Origin of the sequence: Pseudomonas frederiksbergensis (genome assembly GCF_001874645.1) — a bacterium.
Taxonomy (GTDB): domain Bacteria; phylum Pseudomonadota; class Gammaproteobacteria; order Pseudomonadales; family Pseudomonadaceae; genus Aquipseudomonas; species Aquipseudomonas frederiksbergensis_B.
The window spans coordinates 4,785,335-4,802,766 of sequence record NZ_CP017886.1 but is presented as its reverse complement, the minus strand read 5'-3'; the positions used below and the strand labels follow the sequence as shown (position 1 = coordinate 4,802,766).

The window sequence follows — 17,432 nt, the reverse complement described above, 5'->3', positions numbered from 1 at the left end:
CAGGCTCTATAGCTTTAGCGCTTCAAACGTGAGGCTCACCTGGCGATTTACTCGGGCTCGCGTATTGCGGCTTCAGATGACCGTCCTTGTCCAGCAGCCACGCATCCATGATCTGTCGCACCACAGGACCGGCAACACGACCGCCGGCCTCGCCGTTCTCGATCATCACCGAAATCACGATCTGCGGATGTTCGGCCGGGGCGAAACCGACGAACAAGGCGTTGTCGCGGTTACGCTCGCGGGTCTTCAAACGGTCGTAGCGCTCGCCCTGTTTGATTGCCACCACTTGTGCGGTGCCGCTCTTGCCTGCAATCCGGTATTGCGCCCCCACAGCCGCCGCACGGGCGATGCCGCGCGGATCGTGCATGACCATCTGCATGCCGTGGTTGACCTGCTCCCAGTCGTGTGGATTCTTCAGCAGGATGTTCGGCATCGGATGCTCGTCCACCGGCGCCACGCCATCGATCGTCTTGGCCAGATGCGGTCGGTTCCACACACCTTTGTTGGCGATCAGTGCCGTCGCCTGAGCCAGTTGTAGCGGTGTCACCTGCATATAACCCTGGCCAATCCCGAGGATCACTGTTTCCCCGGGGAACCACGGCTGGCGGCGAGTAGCGCGCTTCCATGCCTGGGACGGCATCAGCCCGGAGGCCTCTTCGAACATGTCCAGCGAGACCTTCTCGCCGAGGCCGAACATCGCCATGTAATCATGCAGACGATCGATGCCGAGCTTGTGCGCCAGGTCATAGAAATAGGTGTCGTTGGAACGCATGATCGCTGCGTCCATGTCCACCCAGCCGTCGCCGCTGTGATTCCAGTTACGATATTTATGGTCGAAGTCTGGCAGTTGGTAGTAACCCGGATCGAAAACCCTGGTGGACGCTGTGACCACGCCGGTGTCGAGCCCGGCAATCGCCACTTCCGGTTTGATCGTCGAGCCCGGCGCGTACAACCCGCGCAATACCCGGTTGAACAGCGGGCGGTCAATGGAGTCATGCAGCGCCGCGTATTCCTTGAAGCTGATACCGGTGACGAACAGGTTCGGGTCAAAACTTGGCTTACTGACCATTGCCAGCACGTCACCGGTTGCCGGATCGAGAGCAACCACTGAACCACGACGGTCGCCCAGCGCCTCTTCCGCCGCTTCCTGAAGCTTCACATCGAGGCTGAGCACGATGTTTTTCCCAGGAATCGGATCAGTATGCTTGAGCACTCGCAGTACACGCCCTTGGGCGTTGGTTTCGACCTCTTCATAGCCGACATGGCCATGCAGCTCGGACTCGTAGAATTTTTCGATGCCGGTCTTGCCGATCGACTGGGTACCGCGGTACTCGACGGTATCCAGTGCCTTGGACTCTTTCTCGTTGATACGCCCGACATAACCGATAGAGTGGGCGAAATGCGCACCCAGCGGGTAGTTGCGCACAAACTGCGGCTCAACGTCGATTCCCGGCAGGCGGAACTCGTTCACCGCCAGTACCGCAATCTGCTCTTCGGTCAGTTCGTAAAACAAGGTGACCGGAACAAAGGGGTGGCGCGCCTGCTTCATCGCCTTGTCAAACAGCGTGCGGTCTTCAGCAGGCAAGTGCAACAGACTGACCACCGAGTCCAGCTCGCCTTTCACATCGGTTGCGCGTTCGCGGGTAATGATCAGATTGTAGCTTGGCCGATTATCGGCCAGCAGTACGCCGTTGCGGTCATAGATCAGGCCGCGAGTCGGGGTAATGGGCAGGACATGCACCCGGTTGTTTTCGGAGATCGTCGAGTGATAGTCAAACTCGACCACTTGCAGGACGTACATGCGCATAACCAGCGCGCAGGTGATTGCAACCACGAACAGCGCGCAGGCCAACAACCGTTTATTGACCAGGCGCGTTTCTTTTTCGTGGTCCTTGATCGGGATCGGTTCGGGCATTTCTGCAGCAACTCTTTGACCGGGTTAAACGCCATTCCCTGCGCGAGACATCAGTCCATTAAAAAACGAGCTGCACCATACCAAAAACTGTGCGGGCACTTTAGGGGTAATGCCCTAAGTGGTTGTCCTTGACGGCCAAAACGACGGTCGGACGTTGGTGCAGCCAAAGGGCACTTTCTCGCAGGCAAAACAAAACCCCTACCTGCATACGCAGATAGGGGTTTCGGAATTTAATCTTGACGATGACCTACTCTCACATGGGGAAACCCCACACTACCATCGGCGATGCATCGTTTCACTGCTGAGTTCGGGATGGGATCAGGTGGTTCCAATGCTCTATGGTCGTCAAGAAATTCGGTAGCCAGGTCGTCACTCGCGCAACGCTCCAGCAAATGGGTATGTGATAGCTCGGTGCTTTGTGAATCGCAAACTTTCGGTTTACTTCGTCTTCACACACCGCAATCTGGCGCCCTTTCGAGTCACTAAATTGCTTGGGTGTTATATGGTCAAGCCTCACGGGCAATTAGTATTGGTTAGCTCAACGCCTCACAGCGCTTACACACCCAACCTATCAACGTCGTAGTCTTCGACGGCCCTTCAGGGAACTCAAGGTTCCAGTGAGATCTCATCTTGAGGCTAGTTTCCCGCTTAGATGCTTTCAGCGGTTATCTATTCCGAACATAGCTACCCGGCAATGCCACTGGCGTGACAACCGGAACACCAGAGGTTCGTCCACTCCGGTCCTCTCGTACTAGGAGCAGCCCCTCTCAAATCTCAAACGTCCACGGCAGATAGGGACCGAACTGTCTCACGACGTTCTAAACCCAGCTCGCGTACCACTTTAAATGGCGAACAGCCATACCCTTGGGACCGGCTTCAGCCCCAGGATGTGATGAGCCGACATCGAGGTGCCAAACACCGCCGTCGATATGAACTCTTGGGCGGTATCAGCCTGTTATCCCCGGAGTACCTTTTATCCGTTGAGCGATGGCCCTTCCATACAGAACCACCGGATCACTAAGACCTACTTTCGTACCTGCTCGACGTGTCTGTCTCGCAGTCAAGCGCGCTTTTGCCTTTATACTCTACGACCGATTTCCGACCGGTCTGAGCGCACCTTCGTACTCCTCCGTTACTCTTTAGGAGGAGACCGCCCCAGTCAAACTACCCACCATACACTGTCCTCGATCCGGATAACGGACCTGAGTTAGAACCTCAAAGTTGCCAGGGTGGTATTTCAAGGTTGGCTCCACGCGAACTGGCGTCCACGCTTCAAAGCCTCCCACCTATCCTACACAAGCAAATTCAAAGTCCAGTGCAAAGCTATAGTAAAGGTTCACGGGGTCTTTCCGTCTAGCCGCGGATACACTGCATCTTCACAGCGATTTCAATTTCACTGAGTCTCGGGTGGAGACAGCGCCGCCATCGTTACGCCATTCGTGCAGGTCGGAACTTACCCGACAAGGAATTTCGCTACCTTAGGACCGTTATAGTTACGGCCGCCGTTTACCGGGGCTTCGATCAAGAGCTTCGCGTTAGCTAACCCCATCAATTAACCTTCCGGCACCGGGCAGGCGTCACACCCTATACGTCCACTTTCGTGTTTGCAGAGTGCTGTGTTTTTAATAAACAGTCGCAGCGGCCTGGTATCTTCGACCGGCATGGGCTTACGGAGCAAGTCCTTCACCCTCACCGGCGCACCTTCTCCCGAAGTTACGGTGCCATTTTGCCTAGTTCCTTCACCCGAGTTCTCTCAAGCGCCTTGGTATTCTCTACCCAACCACCTGTGTCGGTTTGGGGTACGGTTCCTGGTTACCTGAAGCTTAGAAGCTTTTCTTGGAAGCATGGCATCAACCACTTCGTGTTCTAAAAGAACACTCGTCATCAGCTCTCGGCCTTAGACCCCCGGATTTACCTAAGAGTCCAGCCTACCACCTTAAACTTGGACAACCAACGCCAAGCTGGCCTAGCCTTCTCCGTCCCTCCATCGCAATAACCAGAAGTACAGGAATATTAACCTGTTTTCCATCGACTACGCTTTTCAGCCTCGCCTTAGGGACCGACTAACCCTGCGTCGATTAACGTTGCGCAGGAAACCTTGGTCTTTCGGCGTGGGTGTTTTTCACACCCATTGTCGTTACTCATGTCAGCATTCGCACTTCTGATACCTCCAGCAAGCTTCTCAACTCACCTTCACAGGCTTACAGAACGCTCCTCTACCGCATCACCTAAGTGATACCCGTAGCTTCGGTGTATGGTTTGAGCCCCGTTACATCTTCCGCGCAGGCCGACTCGACTAGTGAGCTATTACGCTTTCTTTAAAGGGTGGCTGCTTCTAAGCCAACCTCCTAGCTGTCTAAGCCTTCCCACATCGTTTCCCACTTAACCATAACTTTGGGACCTTAGCTGACGGTCTGGGTTGTTTCCCTTTTCACGACGGACGTTAGCACCCGCCGTGTGTCTCCCATGCTCGGCACTTGTAGGTATTCGGAGTTTGCATCGGTTTGGTAAGTCGGGATGACCCCCTAGCCGAAACAGTGCTCTACCCCCTACAGTGATACATGAGGCGCTACCTAAATAGCTTTCGAGGAGAACCAGCTATCTCCGAGCTTGATTAGCCTTTCACTCCGATCCACAGGTCATCCGCTAACTTTTCAACGGTAGTCGGTTCGGTCCTCCAGTTAGTGTTACCCAACCTTCAACCTGCCCATGGATAGATCGCCCGGTTTCGGGTCTATTCCCAGCGACTAGACGCCCTATTAAGACTCGCTTTCGCTACGCCTCCCCTATTCGGTTAAGCTCGCCACTGAAAATAAGTCGCTGACCCATTATACAAAAGGTACGCAGTCACCCAACAACGTGGGCTCCCACTGCTTGTACGCATACGGTTTCAGGATCTATTTCACTCCCCTCTCCGGGGTTCTTTTCGCCTTTCCCTCACGGTACTAGTTCACTATCGGTCAGTCAGTAGTATTTAGCCTTGGAGGATGGTCCCCCCATATTCAGACAAAGTTTCTCGTGCTCCGTCCTACTCGATTTCATGACCAAGAGATTTTCGCGTACAGGGCTATCACCCACTATGGCCGCACTTTCCAGAGCGTTCCGCTAATCTCAAAGCCACTTAAGGGCTAGTCCCCGTTCGCTCGCCACTACTAAGGGAATCTCGGTTGATTTCTTTTCCTCAGGGTACTTAGATGTTTCAGTTCCCCTGGTTCGCTTCTTAAGCCTATGTATTCAGCTTAAGATACCTAACTTATGTTAGGTGGGTTCCCCCATTCAGACATCTCCGGATCACAGTCTGTTTGCCGACTCCCCGAAGCTTTTCGCAGGCTACCACGTCTTTCATCGCCTCTGACTGCCAAGGCATCCACCGTATGCGCTTCTTCACTTGACCATATAACCCCAAGCAATCTGGTTATACTGTGAAGACGACATTCGCCGAAAATTCGCAATTACTCACAAATTTTACCTTAGCCTGATCCGTTACCAGTGAAAGTAACGTTCAGTCTATCTTTCTATCACATACCCAAATTTTTAAAGAACGATTCTGATAAAGATCAGAAATCAATATTCATTCGAATATTCATTTCTGTACTCTACAATAAGCCAGCTACAAACAGTAAATGGTGGAGCCAAACGGGATCGAACCGTTGACCTCCTGCGTGCAAGGCAGGCGCTCTCCCAGCTGAGCTATGGCCCCGTAATTGGTGGGTCTGGGCAGATTCGAACTGCCGACCTCACCCTTATCAGGGGTGCGCTCTAACCAACTGAGCTACAGACCCAATCAAGGGATGCTGACCTTATCGTCTTCTTCAATGAATCAAGCAATTCGTGTGGGAGCTTATGCAGCAGCTGATGTCGTCGATTAAGGAGGTGATCCAGCCGCAGGTTCCCCTACGGCTACCTTGTTACGACTTCACCCCAGTCATGAATCACACCGTGGTAACCGTCCTCCCGAAGGTTAGACTAGCTACTTCTGGTGCAACCCACTCCCATGGTGTGACGGGCGGTGTGTACAAGGCCCGGGAACGTATTCACCGCGACATTCTGATTCGCGATTACTAGCGATTCCGACTTCACGCAGTCGAGTTGCAGACTGCGATCCGGACTACGATCGGTTTTGTGGGATTAGCTCCACCTCGCGGCTTGGCAACCCTCTGTACCGACCATTGTAGCACGTGTGTAGCCCAGGCCGTAAGGGCCATGATGACTTGACGTCATCCCCACCTTCCTCCGGTTTGTCACCGGCAGTCTCCTTAGAGTGCCCACCATTACGTGCTGGTAACTAAGGACAAGGGTTGCGCTCGTTACGGGACTTAACCCAACATCTCACGACACGAGCTGACGACAGCCATGCAGCACCTGTCTCAATGTTCCCGAAGGCACCAATCCATCTCTGGAAAGTTCATTGGATGTCAAGGCCTGGTAAGGTTCTTCGCGTTGCTTCGAATTAAACCACATGCTCCACCGCTTGTGCGGGCCCCCGTCAATTCATTTGAGTTTTAACCTTGCGGCCGTACTCCCCAGGCGGTCAACTTAATGCGTTAGCTGCGCCACTAAGAGCTCAAGGCTCCCAACGGCTAGTTGACATCGTTTACGGCGTGGACTACCAGGGTATCTAATCCTGTTTGCTCCCCACGCTTTCGCACCTCAGTGTCAGTATCAGTCCAGGTGGTCGCCTTCGCCACTGGTGTTCCTTCCTATATCTACGCATTTCACCGCTACACAGGAAATTCCACCACCCTCTACCATACTCTAGCTCGACAGTTTTGAATGCAGTTCCCAGGTTGAGCCCGGGGATTTCACATCCAACTTAACGAACCACCTACGCGCGCTTTACGCCCAGTAATTCCGATTAACGCTTGCACCCTCTGTATTACCGCGGCTGCTGGCACAGAGTTAGCCGGTGCTTATTCTGTCGGTAACGTCAAAACAATCACGTATTAGGTAACTGCCCTTCCTCCCAACTTAAAGTGCTTTACAATCCGAAGACCTTCTTCACACACGCGGCATGGCTGGATCAGGCTTTCGCCCATTGTCCAATATTCCCCACTGCTGCCTCCCGTAGGAGTCTGGACCGTGTCTCAGTTCCAGTGTGACTGATCATCCTCTCAGACCAGTTACGGATCGTCGCCTTGGTGAGCCATTACCTCACCAACTAGCTAATCCGACCTAGGCTCATCTGATAGCGCAAGGCCCGAAGGTCCCCTGCTTTCTCCCGTAGGACGTATGCGGTATTAGCGTCCGTTTCCGAGCGTTATCCCCCACTACCAGGCAGATTCCTAGGCATTACTCACCCGTCCGCCGCTCGCCACCAGGTACAAGTACCCGTGCTGCCGCTCGACTTGCATGTGTTAGGCCTGCCGCCAGCGTTCAATCTGAGCCATGATCAAACTCTTCAGTTCAAACATCTTTGGGTTTTGAGAAAACCCTAAACTTGGCTCAGCAATCGTTGGTTACATCTTTGATTTCTCGCGGAGTAACTTGTGATGCTGATAATCTTGTTGACTATCAGTCTGACTGCACAAGCACCCACACGAATTGCTTGATTCAGTTGTTAAAGAGCGGTTGGTTAAGATCTTTCGTCTCAACCGAGGCGCGCATTCTACAGCAGCCTCTGTTGCTGTCAAGCGGTTATTTTCAGAAGCTTTCAAGGTTTCCCTTGCAACTTCAACCACTTGCGCTTCCGATCTCTCGTTAGCGGGAGGCGAATTCTACAGCGTTACTCGCTGCTGTCAACACCTCTTTTTCTCCGCTTTCGACCGAGAAGATCGAACCGTCAAAAGAGCTAAACACCACCACTCTTTCAACTCCTTCAGGCTTCGATGAACTGAAGCGTAACCGCTGCCGAAAACTGCGTAACTCTTTGTTTACTAAGGAGTTTTACGTTTCGACTGCGCCGGAAGTGGGGCGAATTATAGACTTCCAGAATCTGTCGTCAACACCTAATTTGATTTTTCTATCAGAAATCCAAAAACAGCACTCGGTACAGCTTATATATAGAAGTACCGACAATGAATGCGCAGTATATTGCTCATTCATTAGTAGTTAAGCATGATAGCCACCCGTACACTCTCTCGCCTCTCACTTCGGACGACGCCACGCAATGAATGACCAGCCCCGCGGCCTTGCATCGACTCTGTTCCCGGTTGGCCTGCTATTAATAGCCATGGCGTCGATCCAGTCTGGAGCCTCCCTGGCAAAAAGCATGTTCCCGATAGTCGGTGCGCAAGGAACGACCACCCTGCGACTGATGTTCGCCAGCGTGATCATGTTGCTGCTATTGCGCCCCTGGAAGGCCAAGCTCACGGCTAAGTCCTTACGCACCGTCATTGTGTACGGCATGGCGCTGGGCGGCATGAACTTCCTCTTCTATATGTCGCTCAGGACCGTCCCGCTCGGAATTGCCGTTGCTCTGGAATTCACAGGCCCGCTGGCAGTAGCAATCTATGCCTCACGCAAGGCGATCGACTTTCTGTGGATCGGTCTGGCCATCGTCGGTCTGTTGCTGCTTATACCTACAGACGCAACAAACGCGAGCATTGACCTCATAGGGGCCAGTTATGCACTCGGCGCCGGGGTATGCTGGGCGCTGTACATTCTATTCGGTCAGAAAGCCGGGGCAGATAACGGCGTCCAGACTGCCGCGCTGGGTGTCATTATTGCAGCGCTCTTCGTTGCGCCTATTGGGATCGTCCACGCCGGAGCCGCGTTACTCACACCTTCACTGATCCCCATCGCTATTGGCGTAGCCATTCTGTCCACGGCCCTTCCGTACACCCTTGAGATGATCGCCCTCACCCGAATGCCGGCGCGAACCTTCGGCACACTGATGAGTATTGAGCCCGCGTTCGGCGCATTGTCCGGGCTGCTGTTTCTGCACGAATACCTGTCCCTGGCACAGTGGATGGCCATCACTTGCATCATTCTCGCATCCGTAGGCGCGACCATGACCATGCGCAATGAGTCCAAGCCTTTGGTAGCAGTAGATTGATACGCGCTTTTACGAAGGTCTGGTATTTACCGCTCAATTGAGCCATGTTTAGCCGCAACTCAATGTCAGGCATGGATTTTACTCGGATAGGGATATCACTAACGATAAAAACGAAAGCACATGCTGCCAGACTCGGGCACCAGACCCGAGACCGCAATAGGGACGGGAATGAAACGATTTTTGGTATTGCTTGTTGTACTGACCATTGCGGGTTGCGCTGCGACCTCCAGGACAGAGGTCAAGCGCGGCAAAAAAGGTCTGCACATTAACTGCTCAGGCCTCTCTTCTTCCTGGGACAAGTGCTACACGAGTGCGGCTGACTCATGCGGCCCCAACGGCTACAAGGTGCTCGCCAAATCCGGAGACGCCGTGGAAGACCCGGGCGACTATCCGTTTGGTCTCAATCCCGCCGGCTATACCAGCCGTAGCATGATCGTTATCTGCAAATAACCGGGTGCACTCTTATTCAGCGTGTTGACCGGCAATCTGGCGTCCGATTTCTTCGTAGCTGGATTTCAATACGCTGCGCTGGACCTCCGGATTCACCAGCATTCGCGCAACCACCAACGCGCCAATGCATTGCGACAGAATGGCCCAGGCCAGGCTGTCACTCCCCAGGATACGTGCCCAACTTTCCTGTAACCGGCAGATCCACTGCTCCGCTTGCTGGCGTACCGCGATGTCCGAACGAGCGATCTCGGCGCCCAGTGCCGGCAACGCACACCCGGACTCTGGGTGCTCGACATGCGCCATGCTCAGGTAATGCTTGAGGCAACGCTCCAGCCTGGCTCGACTCAGCTCGCCATTACCGCTCAATCGCTCAAGGCTCTGACACAGCTCACGCTCGACGATCGAACTGAAGAGTTCATCTTTCGAGGAAAAGTGGCTGTAAAACGCACCGCCGCTGAGCCCGATGGCCTTCATCAAACCATCGACACCTACCGTGCAAAAGCCTTCTTTCTTGGCTGACACTGAACTGCTTTCCAGCAGTTTCTGCCTGGTTTCCAGCTTGTGACTGGCTGTGTAACGCATCGCTTCCCCCGAGAATCCATCGCCTTGACGTCTTCAGGATCGTAGCATAACGTTCGTTTGGTTAACGACCGTTTACCAAAGAGCGATGACTATGACCACAGCTATCAATAACAAGAAAGTCGTACTGGTTGTCGGTGCTGGCGATGCCACCGGCGGAGCTATTGCCAAGCGTTTCGCACAAGAAGGCTTTGTTGCCTGCGTCACTCGTCGCAGCGCAGACAAGCTACAGCCATTGGTCGATGCCATCCAGGCCAGTGGTGGTGAAGCGCATGGCTTTGCGTGTGATGCGCGCAAGGAAGAGGATGTGATTGCATTGGTGGATCAGATCGAAAGCCAGATCGGCCCAATCGAGGCCTTCGTCTTCAACATCGGCGCCAATGTGCCGTGCAGCATTCTTGAAGAAACCGCACGCAAGTATTTCAAGATCTGGGAAATGGCCTGTTTCTCTGGATTTCTCAACGGCCGTGAAGTGGCCAAGCGCATGGCCACCCGACAACGCGGCACCATTCTGTTCACCGGGGCGACCGCCGGCATGCGCGGTGCTGCTGGCTTTGCGGCGTTCGCCGGCGCCAAGCATGGCATCCGCGCCTTGGCCCAAAGCATGGCGCGGGAGCTGGGCCCGATGAACATCCATGTCGCCCACGTCGTGGTCGATGGCGCCATCGATACCGACTTCATTCGCGACAGCTTCCCGGAAAAGTACGCACTCAAGGATCAGGACGGGATTCTCAACCCCGAACACATCGCCGAGAACTACTGGTACCTGCACAGTCAGCCACGCGACGCCTGGACGTTCGAGCTGGATCTGCGGCCCTGGAGCGAACGCTGGTAAGCTCTCCCCGATAACAATAATCAGAGCGCATCGAACATGAGCAAACGCGTAGAGTTCTTCTTCGACCTCGGTAGCCCTGCCACTTACCTGGCCTATACCCAACTGCCGAACATCTGTGAGCAAACCGGTAGCCAACTGATCTATCAACCGATGTTGCTGGGTGGCGTATTCAAAGCCACCGGCAACGCCTCACCGGCGACTATCCCGGCCAAGGGCCATTACATGTTTCTGGACCTGGGTCGTTACGCCAAGCGCTACGGCGTGCCATTCCAGCTCAATCCGTACTTTCCCATCAATACCCTGCTGCTGATGCGCGCCGTCACCGGCATCCAGCTGCGGCACCCCGAACGCTTTCTCGATTTTATCGACTGCCTGTTCCGTGCACTCTGGGTTGATGGTCGCAACCTCAACGACCCGGCGACCGTCGCCGCGGTGTTGGCCGAACATGCCTTTGACCCAAATGAAGTGCTGGCTTTGACCGCTGACGAGGAAGTCAAAGCCGCACTCAAGGACAAAACCGAGCAGGCGATCCAACGGGGGGTGTTCGGTGCGCCAAGCATGTTCGTCGACAACGAAATGTTCTTCGGCCAGGATCGCCTGGATTTTGTCCGCGAGGCCTTGGGCTAGATCTCGATAACCAGTCTGCCCTGCGCTGCCCCTGAGGCTTGCAGGTCATAGGCTGCCTCGGCGGTTTGCAGCGTGAACCGCCGAGGATCGAGCAAAGGCTTCAACAACCCTGCTTCAATCAACTTCGCGGCCTCACCGAGAATCTGCCCATGACGCTCGCGACCTCTGCCGGTCAGCAAGGGCAGCAACGCGAAGACTCCAGAGTAACTCGCCGCCCGGAACGACAATGGCGCCAGACTGTATTGCCCCCAGCCGAGACAGCTCAACACGTGCCCCTGATAAGTGCGCACAGCCTTGAACGATGCATCCAGCGTTTCGCCTCCAACTGTGTCATAAACGATATCGAAACCCTCCCCCGCCGTATGTTGCTCTACATACTGTTCAACCGACTGCTGTCGGTAGTCGATAAAGGTCGCACCGAGACTTTCGATAATCGCCTGCTGCCTGGCCGACCCTGTGGCAAATACCTCGGCACCGAATGCCCGAGCCAACTGCACCGCCACATGCCCGACGCCACCAGCGCCACCGTGAATCAATACCTTGTGGTCAGTCTGAACCCGGGCGCGATCCAGCAAGCCTTCCCATGCGGTAATCAATACCAACGGCAGCGCTGCCGTCTCAGCCATGCTCAAATTCACCGGCTTGCGCGCCAGTAGTCGCGTATCAACGGCGGCGAACTGCGCCAGTGAACCCTGCTGGCCGCCAATCCCGGTCGCCATGCCATACACCTCATCGCCGACCTGCCAATCACTGACCCCGGCACCATGCGCTTCAACAATCCCCGCCAGATCCATACCCAGCACCGCCGGTAGTGGCTGACATGCGTGAGCCGCCTGCCCGGCACGGATTTTCCCGTCCAATGGGTTCACCCCACTGGCGATGATTCTGACCAACACCTGCCCCGCTTCAGGCACAGGCTTAGGGATAGAGGCCAAACGAAGCGGTGCATTGGCCGAATCGACGATCAGGGCGAGCATTTCAAGTGAGTCAGTCATTTCGCAATCTCATGTCAGAGGAGAGTTGCGTTGATCATCCGCCCGCCAACTCATGCCGATAAGACGCTCTATAGCTATAGTGACCATGCCCGTTTGGCATCAATGAGAAAACCCTTGGACAAACTCAATGCAATGGTGGTCTTCGTAAGAGTGGTCGAGCGTGGCAGTTTCTCTGCTGTCGCTCGGGAACTGCAGACCAGCCAACCGACCATCAGCAAAATCCTCCGGGCGCTGTAAACAGAACTGGGTGGCAAGCTGATTGCTCGCAGCACCCGCCAGCTTTCGCTGACGGACGAAGGTCAGCGTTACTACAACGAATGTCGTCAGATTCTTGCAGCGGTCGACGCGGCCGAACACAGCTTCCAATCTGGACGGGAAGCGGTCGCCGGGCCGTTGCGGGTGGGTTCCTCCGGCAACAGTTCGGAGGCCATACGCGAGATGGTGTTGGGCGGGCTAGGTATTGCGCTGTCGCCCGTGTGGTTGTTCAGCGAGGATTTGAAGGCCGGTCGGGTGGCCGCGATCTTGCCGGATTACCGCGCACAAGCGCTGCCAATCCATGCCGTATCCCCGGCCAATCGTCGCCAGTCGGCCAGGGTCAAGGCGTTCGTCGACTACATGAGCGAAGCACTCGCCCACGCACCCGAGCTTGCGCCGCCGTCCGAAGACTGACGGCGCAACACCGACTCAGATCGCGGCAGTTCGGCTATTCAGCCACGCCAGCGCAGCACCGTCGAGCAACGGGCTCAAGCGTTCACGAACTTGTGCATGGTAAGCGTTAAACCACTCGCGCTCATCCTGGGTCAGCAATGAAGGCTCCAGGCAACGGGTGTCGATCGGGCACAAGGTCAGGGTTTCGAACGTGAGGAACTCGCCAAACTCGCTGCTGCCCGCCTCGCGATTCAACACCAGGTTCTCGATCCGCACACCCCAGCGACCCGGACGATAAGTGCCTGGCTCGATCGAGGTAATCATCCCCGGCTGCATCGCGGTTTGCGGCGCCGGCGCCGCTTGATAGGCAATGACTTGCGGGCCTTCGTGAACGTTGAGGAAGTAACCGACGCCATGCCCGGTACCATGGCCATAGTCGACGCTTTCAGCCCAGATCGGCGCACGCGCGATGGCGTCGAGCAACGGCGAGAGAATGCCACGCGGGAACCGCGCACGGGACAAGGCAATCACGCCCTTGAGCACCCGTGTGCAGTCGCGTTTCTGCTCGGCGGTCGGCGTGCCCACCGGCACCATCCGCGTAATGTCGGTGGTACCGCCCAGGTACTGGCCTCCGGAGTCGATCAGCAACAAGCCGTCGCCTTCGATCACCGCATGCTCTTCTTCGGTAGCGTGATAGTGCGGCATCGCGCCGTTGGCGTTGAAGGCTGCGATGGTGTTGAAGCTCAACGACACATAACCCGGACGACGGGTACGGGCAGCGGTCAGGTGCTCGTCGATGGTCAGTTCGGTGATGCGCTCACGACCGAGGGCGCTGTCGAGCCAGGTAAAAAACTCGCACAGCGCCGCGCCGTCCTGCTCCATGGCCTGACGGATGTGTTCGGCATCGGCGAGACTTTTCTGCGACTTGGCCAGAGTGGTCGGGTTCAGACCTTCGATCAGCTTCACGCCACTGCCGAGGTTATCCAGCAAACCTGCCGTCACCCGCGCCGGATCGACTTGCAGGCTCACACCGTTCGGCACGGCAGCCAGCGCCGAGGCCACTTCGCTGTAGTCGCGCAGGGTCACGCCGTCCTGTTCGAGGATCGCGCGCAATGGCGCATCGACCTTGCTCAGCGCGACAAACAAGGTTGCCTGCTGCTGGCCGATCAGGGCGAAGGACACGAACACCGGGTTGAACGACACATCGCTGCCGCGCAGGTTGAACAGCCAGGCGATGTCGTCGAGGGTGGCGATGAAGTGCCAATCAGCACCGCGCGTTTTCAGGCTTTCACGCAGTTGGGCGAGTTTCTCGCCACGACTGACAGTGGCCTGCGGCGGCAAGTGCTGATAGATCGGTTGATTCGGCAGGCTTGGGCGATCGCTCCAGACTTCGCTCAACAGATCAATATCGGTGCGCAGCCGTGCGCCACGCTCCTCAAGTTTGCTGCTCAGTGAACGCGCCGACGCCACGGCCATCACTGCGCCGTCGACCGCGACCACGCCACCTTCCGGAGTGTGCTCGGCCAGCCAGTCCAGTGGGCCGGGTTGACCCGGCTGAAGTTTTACCAGCTCGATGCCGCTGCCCTTGAGCTCCTTGGTCGCCTGTTCCCAGTAGCGACTGTCGGCCCAAACGCCGGCGAAATTCTGAGTAACGATCAGCGTGCCGACCGAGCCGTGAAAGCCCGACAACCATTGACGCCCTTGCCAGTAACCCGGCAGGTATTCCGACAAATGCGGGTCGGCCGACGGCACCAGCAGAGCGTGGATGCCCTCCCGGCTCATCAGCTCGCGAGTGTGCGCCAGGCGCTGGGGAACCGTTCCGTGGGGCAAAGGCTGCGTACTCATCATCTCTCCTGCTAACCGCTTGAATATTGTTATAGGGCGCTGACTTTTGGTCTGCGCATCAGGGTTGGGCGGTAGCCCAGAACGCCGGTGCACTGGCGGCTGCTGCTTTAATCAATTGTGCGGCCTGATCGATGTCCTGCTCGGTGGTGAAGCGCCCGAGACTCAAACGAATCGTCCGCCCCGCTGTTCGCGCGTCGAGCCCCAGCGCCAGCAGCACATGTGACGGCGCGTTGCTCGCGGAGTTGCAGGCCGAGGTCGCTGAAAACGCAATCGAAGCACTCAATGCCTGGGAATTAAACTCGCCTTCACTGAAGGTCAGGCTCAGGGTATGGGGAATGCGTTGGGTCGGGCTGCCGTTCAAGCGTAGACCGTTAATGCCGCTGAGTTGCTCAAGCAAGCGCTCGCGCAGCCGGGCGATCGTGGCCGCCTCTTCAGCAAAGTGTTCCGCCGCCAGCACAAAGGCCGCGCCCATGGCTGCGATCTGATGCGTGGCCAGGGTCCCGGAGCGTAAACCGCCTTCGTGTCCGCCACCATGGATCTGCGCCTGCAAGCGCTGCTGGGCACGCGGTCCGACGTAGAGCGCGCCGATCCCCTTGGGCCCGTAGATCTTGTGCGCGGAAAACGACATCAAGTCCACCGGCCACTGGGCCAGATCGATTGCCACCTTGCCCGCACCCTGCGCAGCGTCGACGTGAAACAACGCGCCATGCTCACGCACCCGCTGACCAATGGCCGGGATGTCGTTGACGGTACCGAGCTCGTTGTTGACCAGCATCAGCGACACCATAAAGGTGTCTTCGCGCAACGCCTCGCTGACCGCTTGCGCAGTGATCAGACCTTCGGCATCCGGCAGCAGATAAGTCACGGCGACCCCGGCATCCTGCAATTGCCTGGCGGTATCGAGGATCGCCTTGTGCTCGATCTGGCTGGTGATGATGTGGCCGCCGGACTGAGCACGGGCCTGGGCCACGCCTTTGAGGGCAAGATTGTTGGATTCGGTGGCGCCGGAAGTCCAGACAATCTGCTGCGCTTGCGCGCCCACCAGATCGGCGACTTGCTGACGTGCCTGCTCGACCGAACGCCTGGCCTGCTGGCCATAGGCGTGGGAGCTGGAGGCTGGGTTGCCGAAGTTACCGCTGAACCCCAGACAGTCAACCATGACCTGGATGACCCGCTCGTCCACCGGTGTGGTGGCGGCATAATCAAAATACAAAGGACGCTTATTCATAAAAAGACTCGCAGAGCTTGTTCCGGGATCAAGTATTTGCTGAAAGCACCGCACTGGAGGTGGTGTACAAACTGCGGGAAATCAGCAATACCTGATCGGATGCCGTTAAAGAAGTACGACTTCATTTCAAAGTGCGTAGGAACGCTCCTGAAGTCGAGCTTAACAGGCATCGGACACCGGGTTGAAGCGCAAGTCAGCTAAAGCTCTCATGCAGCATCGGATACAGCGAAGCCACCAGCAGCAAGGCCATGCCCCAGTTGAATACCCGCAACCAGCGCCGATCACGCAGGACATTGCGCAACAGGCTGCCGCAGGCCACCCAGACACTGACGCTCGGCAGGTTGATGATGGCGAACACCGCAGCGATGACGATCACATTGGTGAAATAACCCTGAAGCGGTGTGTAGGTGCTGATGGCACCAATTGCCATGATCCAGGCCTTGGGGTTGACCCACTGAAACGCCGCCGCGCCCCAGTAGCTGATGGGCTTGGCGTGACCTTGCTCGGCTTCGGAGACTGGACCTGAATGGGCGATTTTCCACGCCAGATACAGCAGATAGCCCGCGCCGACATAACGCAGCACGCTGTAAAGCACAGGATAGGTTTGAAACACCGCGCCCAGGCCAAAACCGACGGCGAGCACAAGAATGAAGAAGCCGCAGGTGATGCCGAGCATGTGCGGGATGGAGCGGTTGAAACCGAAATTGACGCCCGACGCCAGCAACATGGTGTTGTTCGGACCGGGGGTGATTGAAGTGACCAGGGCGAACAGGGCAAAACCCAGCAGTAAATCCAGCGAGAGTGTCATGAGGCCATTCCATTAGGGTCAGTCAGGTGTTGACCCTATCGCAGCCCCCGCATGAAACCCATGGACAGTTACGTGAAACTTTGAGCAGTACAGTCGCTTAGCTGGCGTGGCCGTGAAGGCTTACACCGCGTGCGGCGTTCATTTCACCCTGCTGGTCATAACCGAACGCTTTTGGCGGCTGGCCGAGCAGTTCGGATTTTTTCGCCTGGTATTCATCAAACGACAAACCGCGCCGGCTCAAGGCTTCCAGCGCCAGCTCCCGGGTTTCTTCAGCGGTGTATGGACGCAATTCTGGGGCAGGATGACTGGCGCAACCTGCGAGCACCGAGGCAACCAACAACAATGATGTGGCGAGCAAATGGTTCATGGGGAAGCTCCCTGCGAGCGGGTCCTGGACAATGGACACAGGCTACTCCCGTCCCTTGAGCGACAAAAATCATCGCTCTCGATAGTCGCTATCGACCGCTGCATGGCTTGCTGCCGTTTTGAACGGGCCATCGAAACAAAC

Annotated in this window: 11 protein-coding genes, 2 tRNA genes, 3 rRNA genes and 1 pseudogene; 5 read left to right on the top strand and 12 right to left on the bottom strand. The window is 56.3% G+C overall.

The genetic code is table 11. The features are described from left to right. Positions 1-22 precede the first annotated feature (22 nt). From mrdA to BLL42_RS23060, 6 genes are all read right to left on the bottom strand, one after another. Positions 23-1,915, bottom strand: coding sequence for a penicillin-binding protein 2 (gene mrdA, locus BLL42_RS23085; protein WP_071554489.1), 1,893 nt, complete (start codon positions 1,913-1,915; stop codon positions 23-25). 234 nt (positions 1,916-2,149) lie between these two features. Then, positions 2,150-2,265, bottom strand: a 5S ribosomal RNA gene (gene rrf, locus BLL42_RS23080). Positions 2,266-2,417: 152 nt separating this feature from the next. Then, positions 2,418-5,309: ribosomal RNA gene (locus BLL42_RS23075) — 23S ribosomal RNA — on the bottom strand. Positions 5,310-5,539: 230 nt separating this feature from the next. Next, positions 5,540-5,615: transfer RNA gene (locus BLL42_RS23070), tRNA-Ala, on the bottom strand. Positions 5,616-5,620: 5 nt separating this feature from the next. Next, positions 5,621-5,697, bottom strand: a tRNA-Ile gene (locus tag BLL42_RS23065). Between the two features lie 84 nt (positions 5,698-5,781). Next, positions 5,782-7,320 (bottom strand): 16S ribosomal RNA (locus tag BLL42_RS23060). Together the 16S, 23S and 5S rRNA genes with 2 tRNA genes alongside form the textbook arrangement of a ribosomal RNA operon. A gap of 701 nt (positions 7,321-8,021) precedes the next feature. Here BLL42_RS23060 and rhtA point away from each other — a divergent pair. Together rhtA and BLL42_RS23050 are read left to right on the top strand one after the other, a co-directional pair. After that, complete coding sequence (gene rhtA / locus BLL42_RS23055) at positions 8,022-8,909, top strand: threonine/homoserine exporter RhtA (protein ID WP_071554487.1); 888 nt, start codon at positions 8,022-8,024, stop codon at positions 8,907-8,909. Positions 8,910-9,077: 168 nt separating this feature from the next. Beyond that, entirely contained in the window at positions 9,078-9,359 is a 282-nt protein-coding gene (locus BLL42_RS23050; protein WP_071555834.1) for a hypothetical protein, read from the top strand. Between the two features lie 12 nt (positions 9,360-9,371). Here the strand turns inward: BLL42_RS23050 and BLL42_RS23045 are convergent, their stop codons facing one another. Then, on the bottom strand, positions 9,372-9,941 hold the full coding sequence (locus BLL42_RS23045; RefSeq protein WP_071554485.1) for a TetR/AcrR family transcriptional regulator: 570 nt from the start codon (positions 9,939-9,941) through the stop codon (positions 9,372-9,374). A gap of 91 nt (positions 9,942-10,032) precedes the next feature. On the opposite strand from BLL42_RS23045, the gene BLL42_RS23040 reads away from it, so the two are divergent. After that, entirely contained in the window at positions 10,033-10,773 is a 741-nt protein-coding gene (locus tag BLL42_RS23040) for an SDR family oxidoreductase (RefSeq protein WP_071554483.1), read from the top strand. 36 nt (positions 10,774-10,809) lie between these two features. Beyond that, positions 10,810-11,400 carry a 2-hydroxychromene-2-carboxylate isomerase gene (locus BLL42_RS23035; protein ID WP_071554481.1) on the top strand — a complete coding sequence of 197 codons (591 nt, stop codon included), beginning with the start codon at positions 10,810-10,812 and terminating at the stop codon, positions 11,398-11,400. On the opposite strand, the gene BLL42_RS23030 is transcribed toward BLL42_RS23035, so the two are convergent. Next, positions 11,397-12,395, bottom strand: a complete 999-nt coding sequence (locus tag BLL42_RS23030) for a zinc-dependent alcohol dehydrogenase family protein (RefSeq protein ID WP_071554479.1) — start codon at positions 12,393-12,395, stop codon at positions 11,397-11,399. The genes BLL42_RS23035 and BLL42_RS23030 overlap by 4 nt on opposite strands. Positions 12,396-12,497: 102 nt before the next feature. Here BLL42_RS23030 and BLL42_RS23025 point away from each other — a divergent pair. Next, positions 12,498-13,064: pseudogene (locus tag BLL42_RS23025) on the top strand (LysR family transcriptional regulator). A 15-nt stretch (positions 13,065-13,079) separates the two neighbouring features. Here the strand turns inward: BLL42_RS23025 and BLL42_RS23020 are convergent. The 4 genes from BLL42_RS23020 to BLL42_RS23005 all read right to left on the bottom strand — a co-directional run bounded on the left by BLL42_RS23020 (position 13,080) and on the right by BLL42_RS23005 (position 17,291). Continuing rightward, the gene (locus BLL42_RS23020; RefSeq protein WP_071554477.1) at positions 13,080-14,888 is read right to left on the bottom strand and encodes an aminopeptidase P family protein; all 1,809 of its coding nucleotides are present in this window, start codon (positions 14,886-14,888) and stop codon (positions 13,080-13,082) included. Positions 14,889-14,946: 58 nt separating this feature from the next. After that, a complete protein-coding gene (locus BLL42_RS23015; protein ID WP_071554475.1) occupies positions 14,947-16,116 on the bottom strand; it encodes a cysteine desulfurase family protein in 1,170 nt (389 codons plus the stop codon). A gap of 193 nt (positions 16,117-16,309) precedes the next feature. Next, a complete protein-coding gene (locus tag BLL42_RS23010; RefSeq protein WP_019692862.1) occupies positions 16,310-16,924 on the bottom strand; it encodes a LysE family translocator in 615 nt (204 codons plus the stop codon). A 97-nt stretch (positions 16,925-17,021) separates the two neighbouring features. Further along, positions 17,022-17,291, bottom strand: a complete 270-nt coding sequence (locus BLL42_RS23005; protein WP_071554473.1) for a hypothetical protein — start codon at positions 17,289-17,291, stop codon at positions 17,022-17,024. Between the last annotated feature and the right edge of the window lie 141 nt (positions 17,292-17,432).

Bases quoted from the DNA above. Each gene is read 5' to 3' on its own strand.
- BLL42_RS23030 (WP_071554479.1), bottom strand. From the start codon at position 12,395: ATGACTGACTCACTTGAAATGCTCGCCCTGATCGTCGATTCGGCCAAT.
- BLL42_RS23050 (WP_071555834.1), top strand. From the start codon at position 9,078: ATGAAACGATTTTTGGTATTGCTTGTTGTACTGACCATTGCGGGTTGC.
- rhtA (WP_071554487.1), top strand. From the start codon at position 8,022: ATGAATGACCAGCCCCGCGGCCTTGCATCGACTCTGTTCCCGGTTGGC.
- BLL42_RS23005 (WP_071554473.1), bottom strand. From the start codon at position 17,291: ATGAACCATTTGCTCGCCACATCATTGTTGTTGGTTGCCTCGGTGCTC.
- BLL42_RS23015 (WP_071554475.1), bottom strand. From the start codon at position 16,116: ATGAATAAGCGTCCTTTGTATTTTGATTATGCCGCCACCACACCGGTG.
- BLL42_RS23035 (WP_071554481.1), top strand. From the start codon at position 10,810: ATGAGCAAACGCGTAGAGTTCTTCTTCGACCTCGGTAGCCCTGCCACT.
- BLL42_RS23045 (WP_071554485.1), bottom strand. From the start codon at position 9,941: ATGCGTTACACAGCCAGTCACAAGCTGGAAACCAGGCAGAAACTGCTG.
- BLL42_RS23010 (WP_019692862.1), bottom strand. From the start codon at position 16,924: ATGACACTCTCGCTGGATTTACTGCTGGGTTTTGCCCTGTTCGCCCTG.
- BLL42_RS23020 (WP_071554477.1), bottom strand. From the start codon at position 14,888: ATGAGTACGCAGCCTTTGCCCCACGGAACGGTTCCCCAGCGCCTGGCG.
- BLL42_RS23040 (WP_071554483.1), top strand. From the start codon at position 10,033: ATGACCACAGCTATCAATAACAAGAAAGTCGTACTGGTTGTCGGTGCT.
- mrdA (WP_071554489.1), bottom strand. From the start codon at position 1,915: ATGCCCGAACCGATCCCGATCAAGGACCACGAAAAAGAAACGCGCCTG.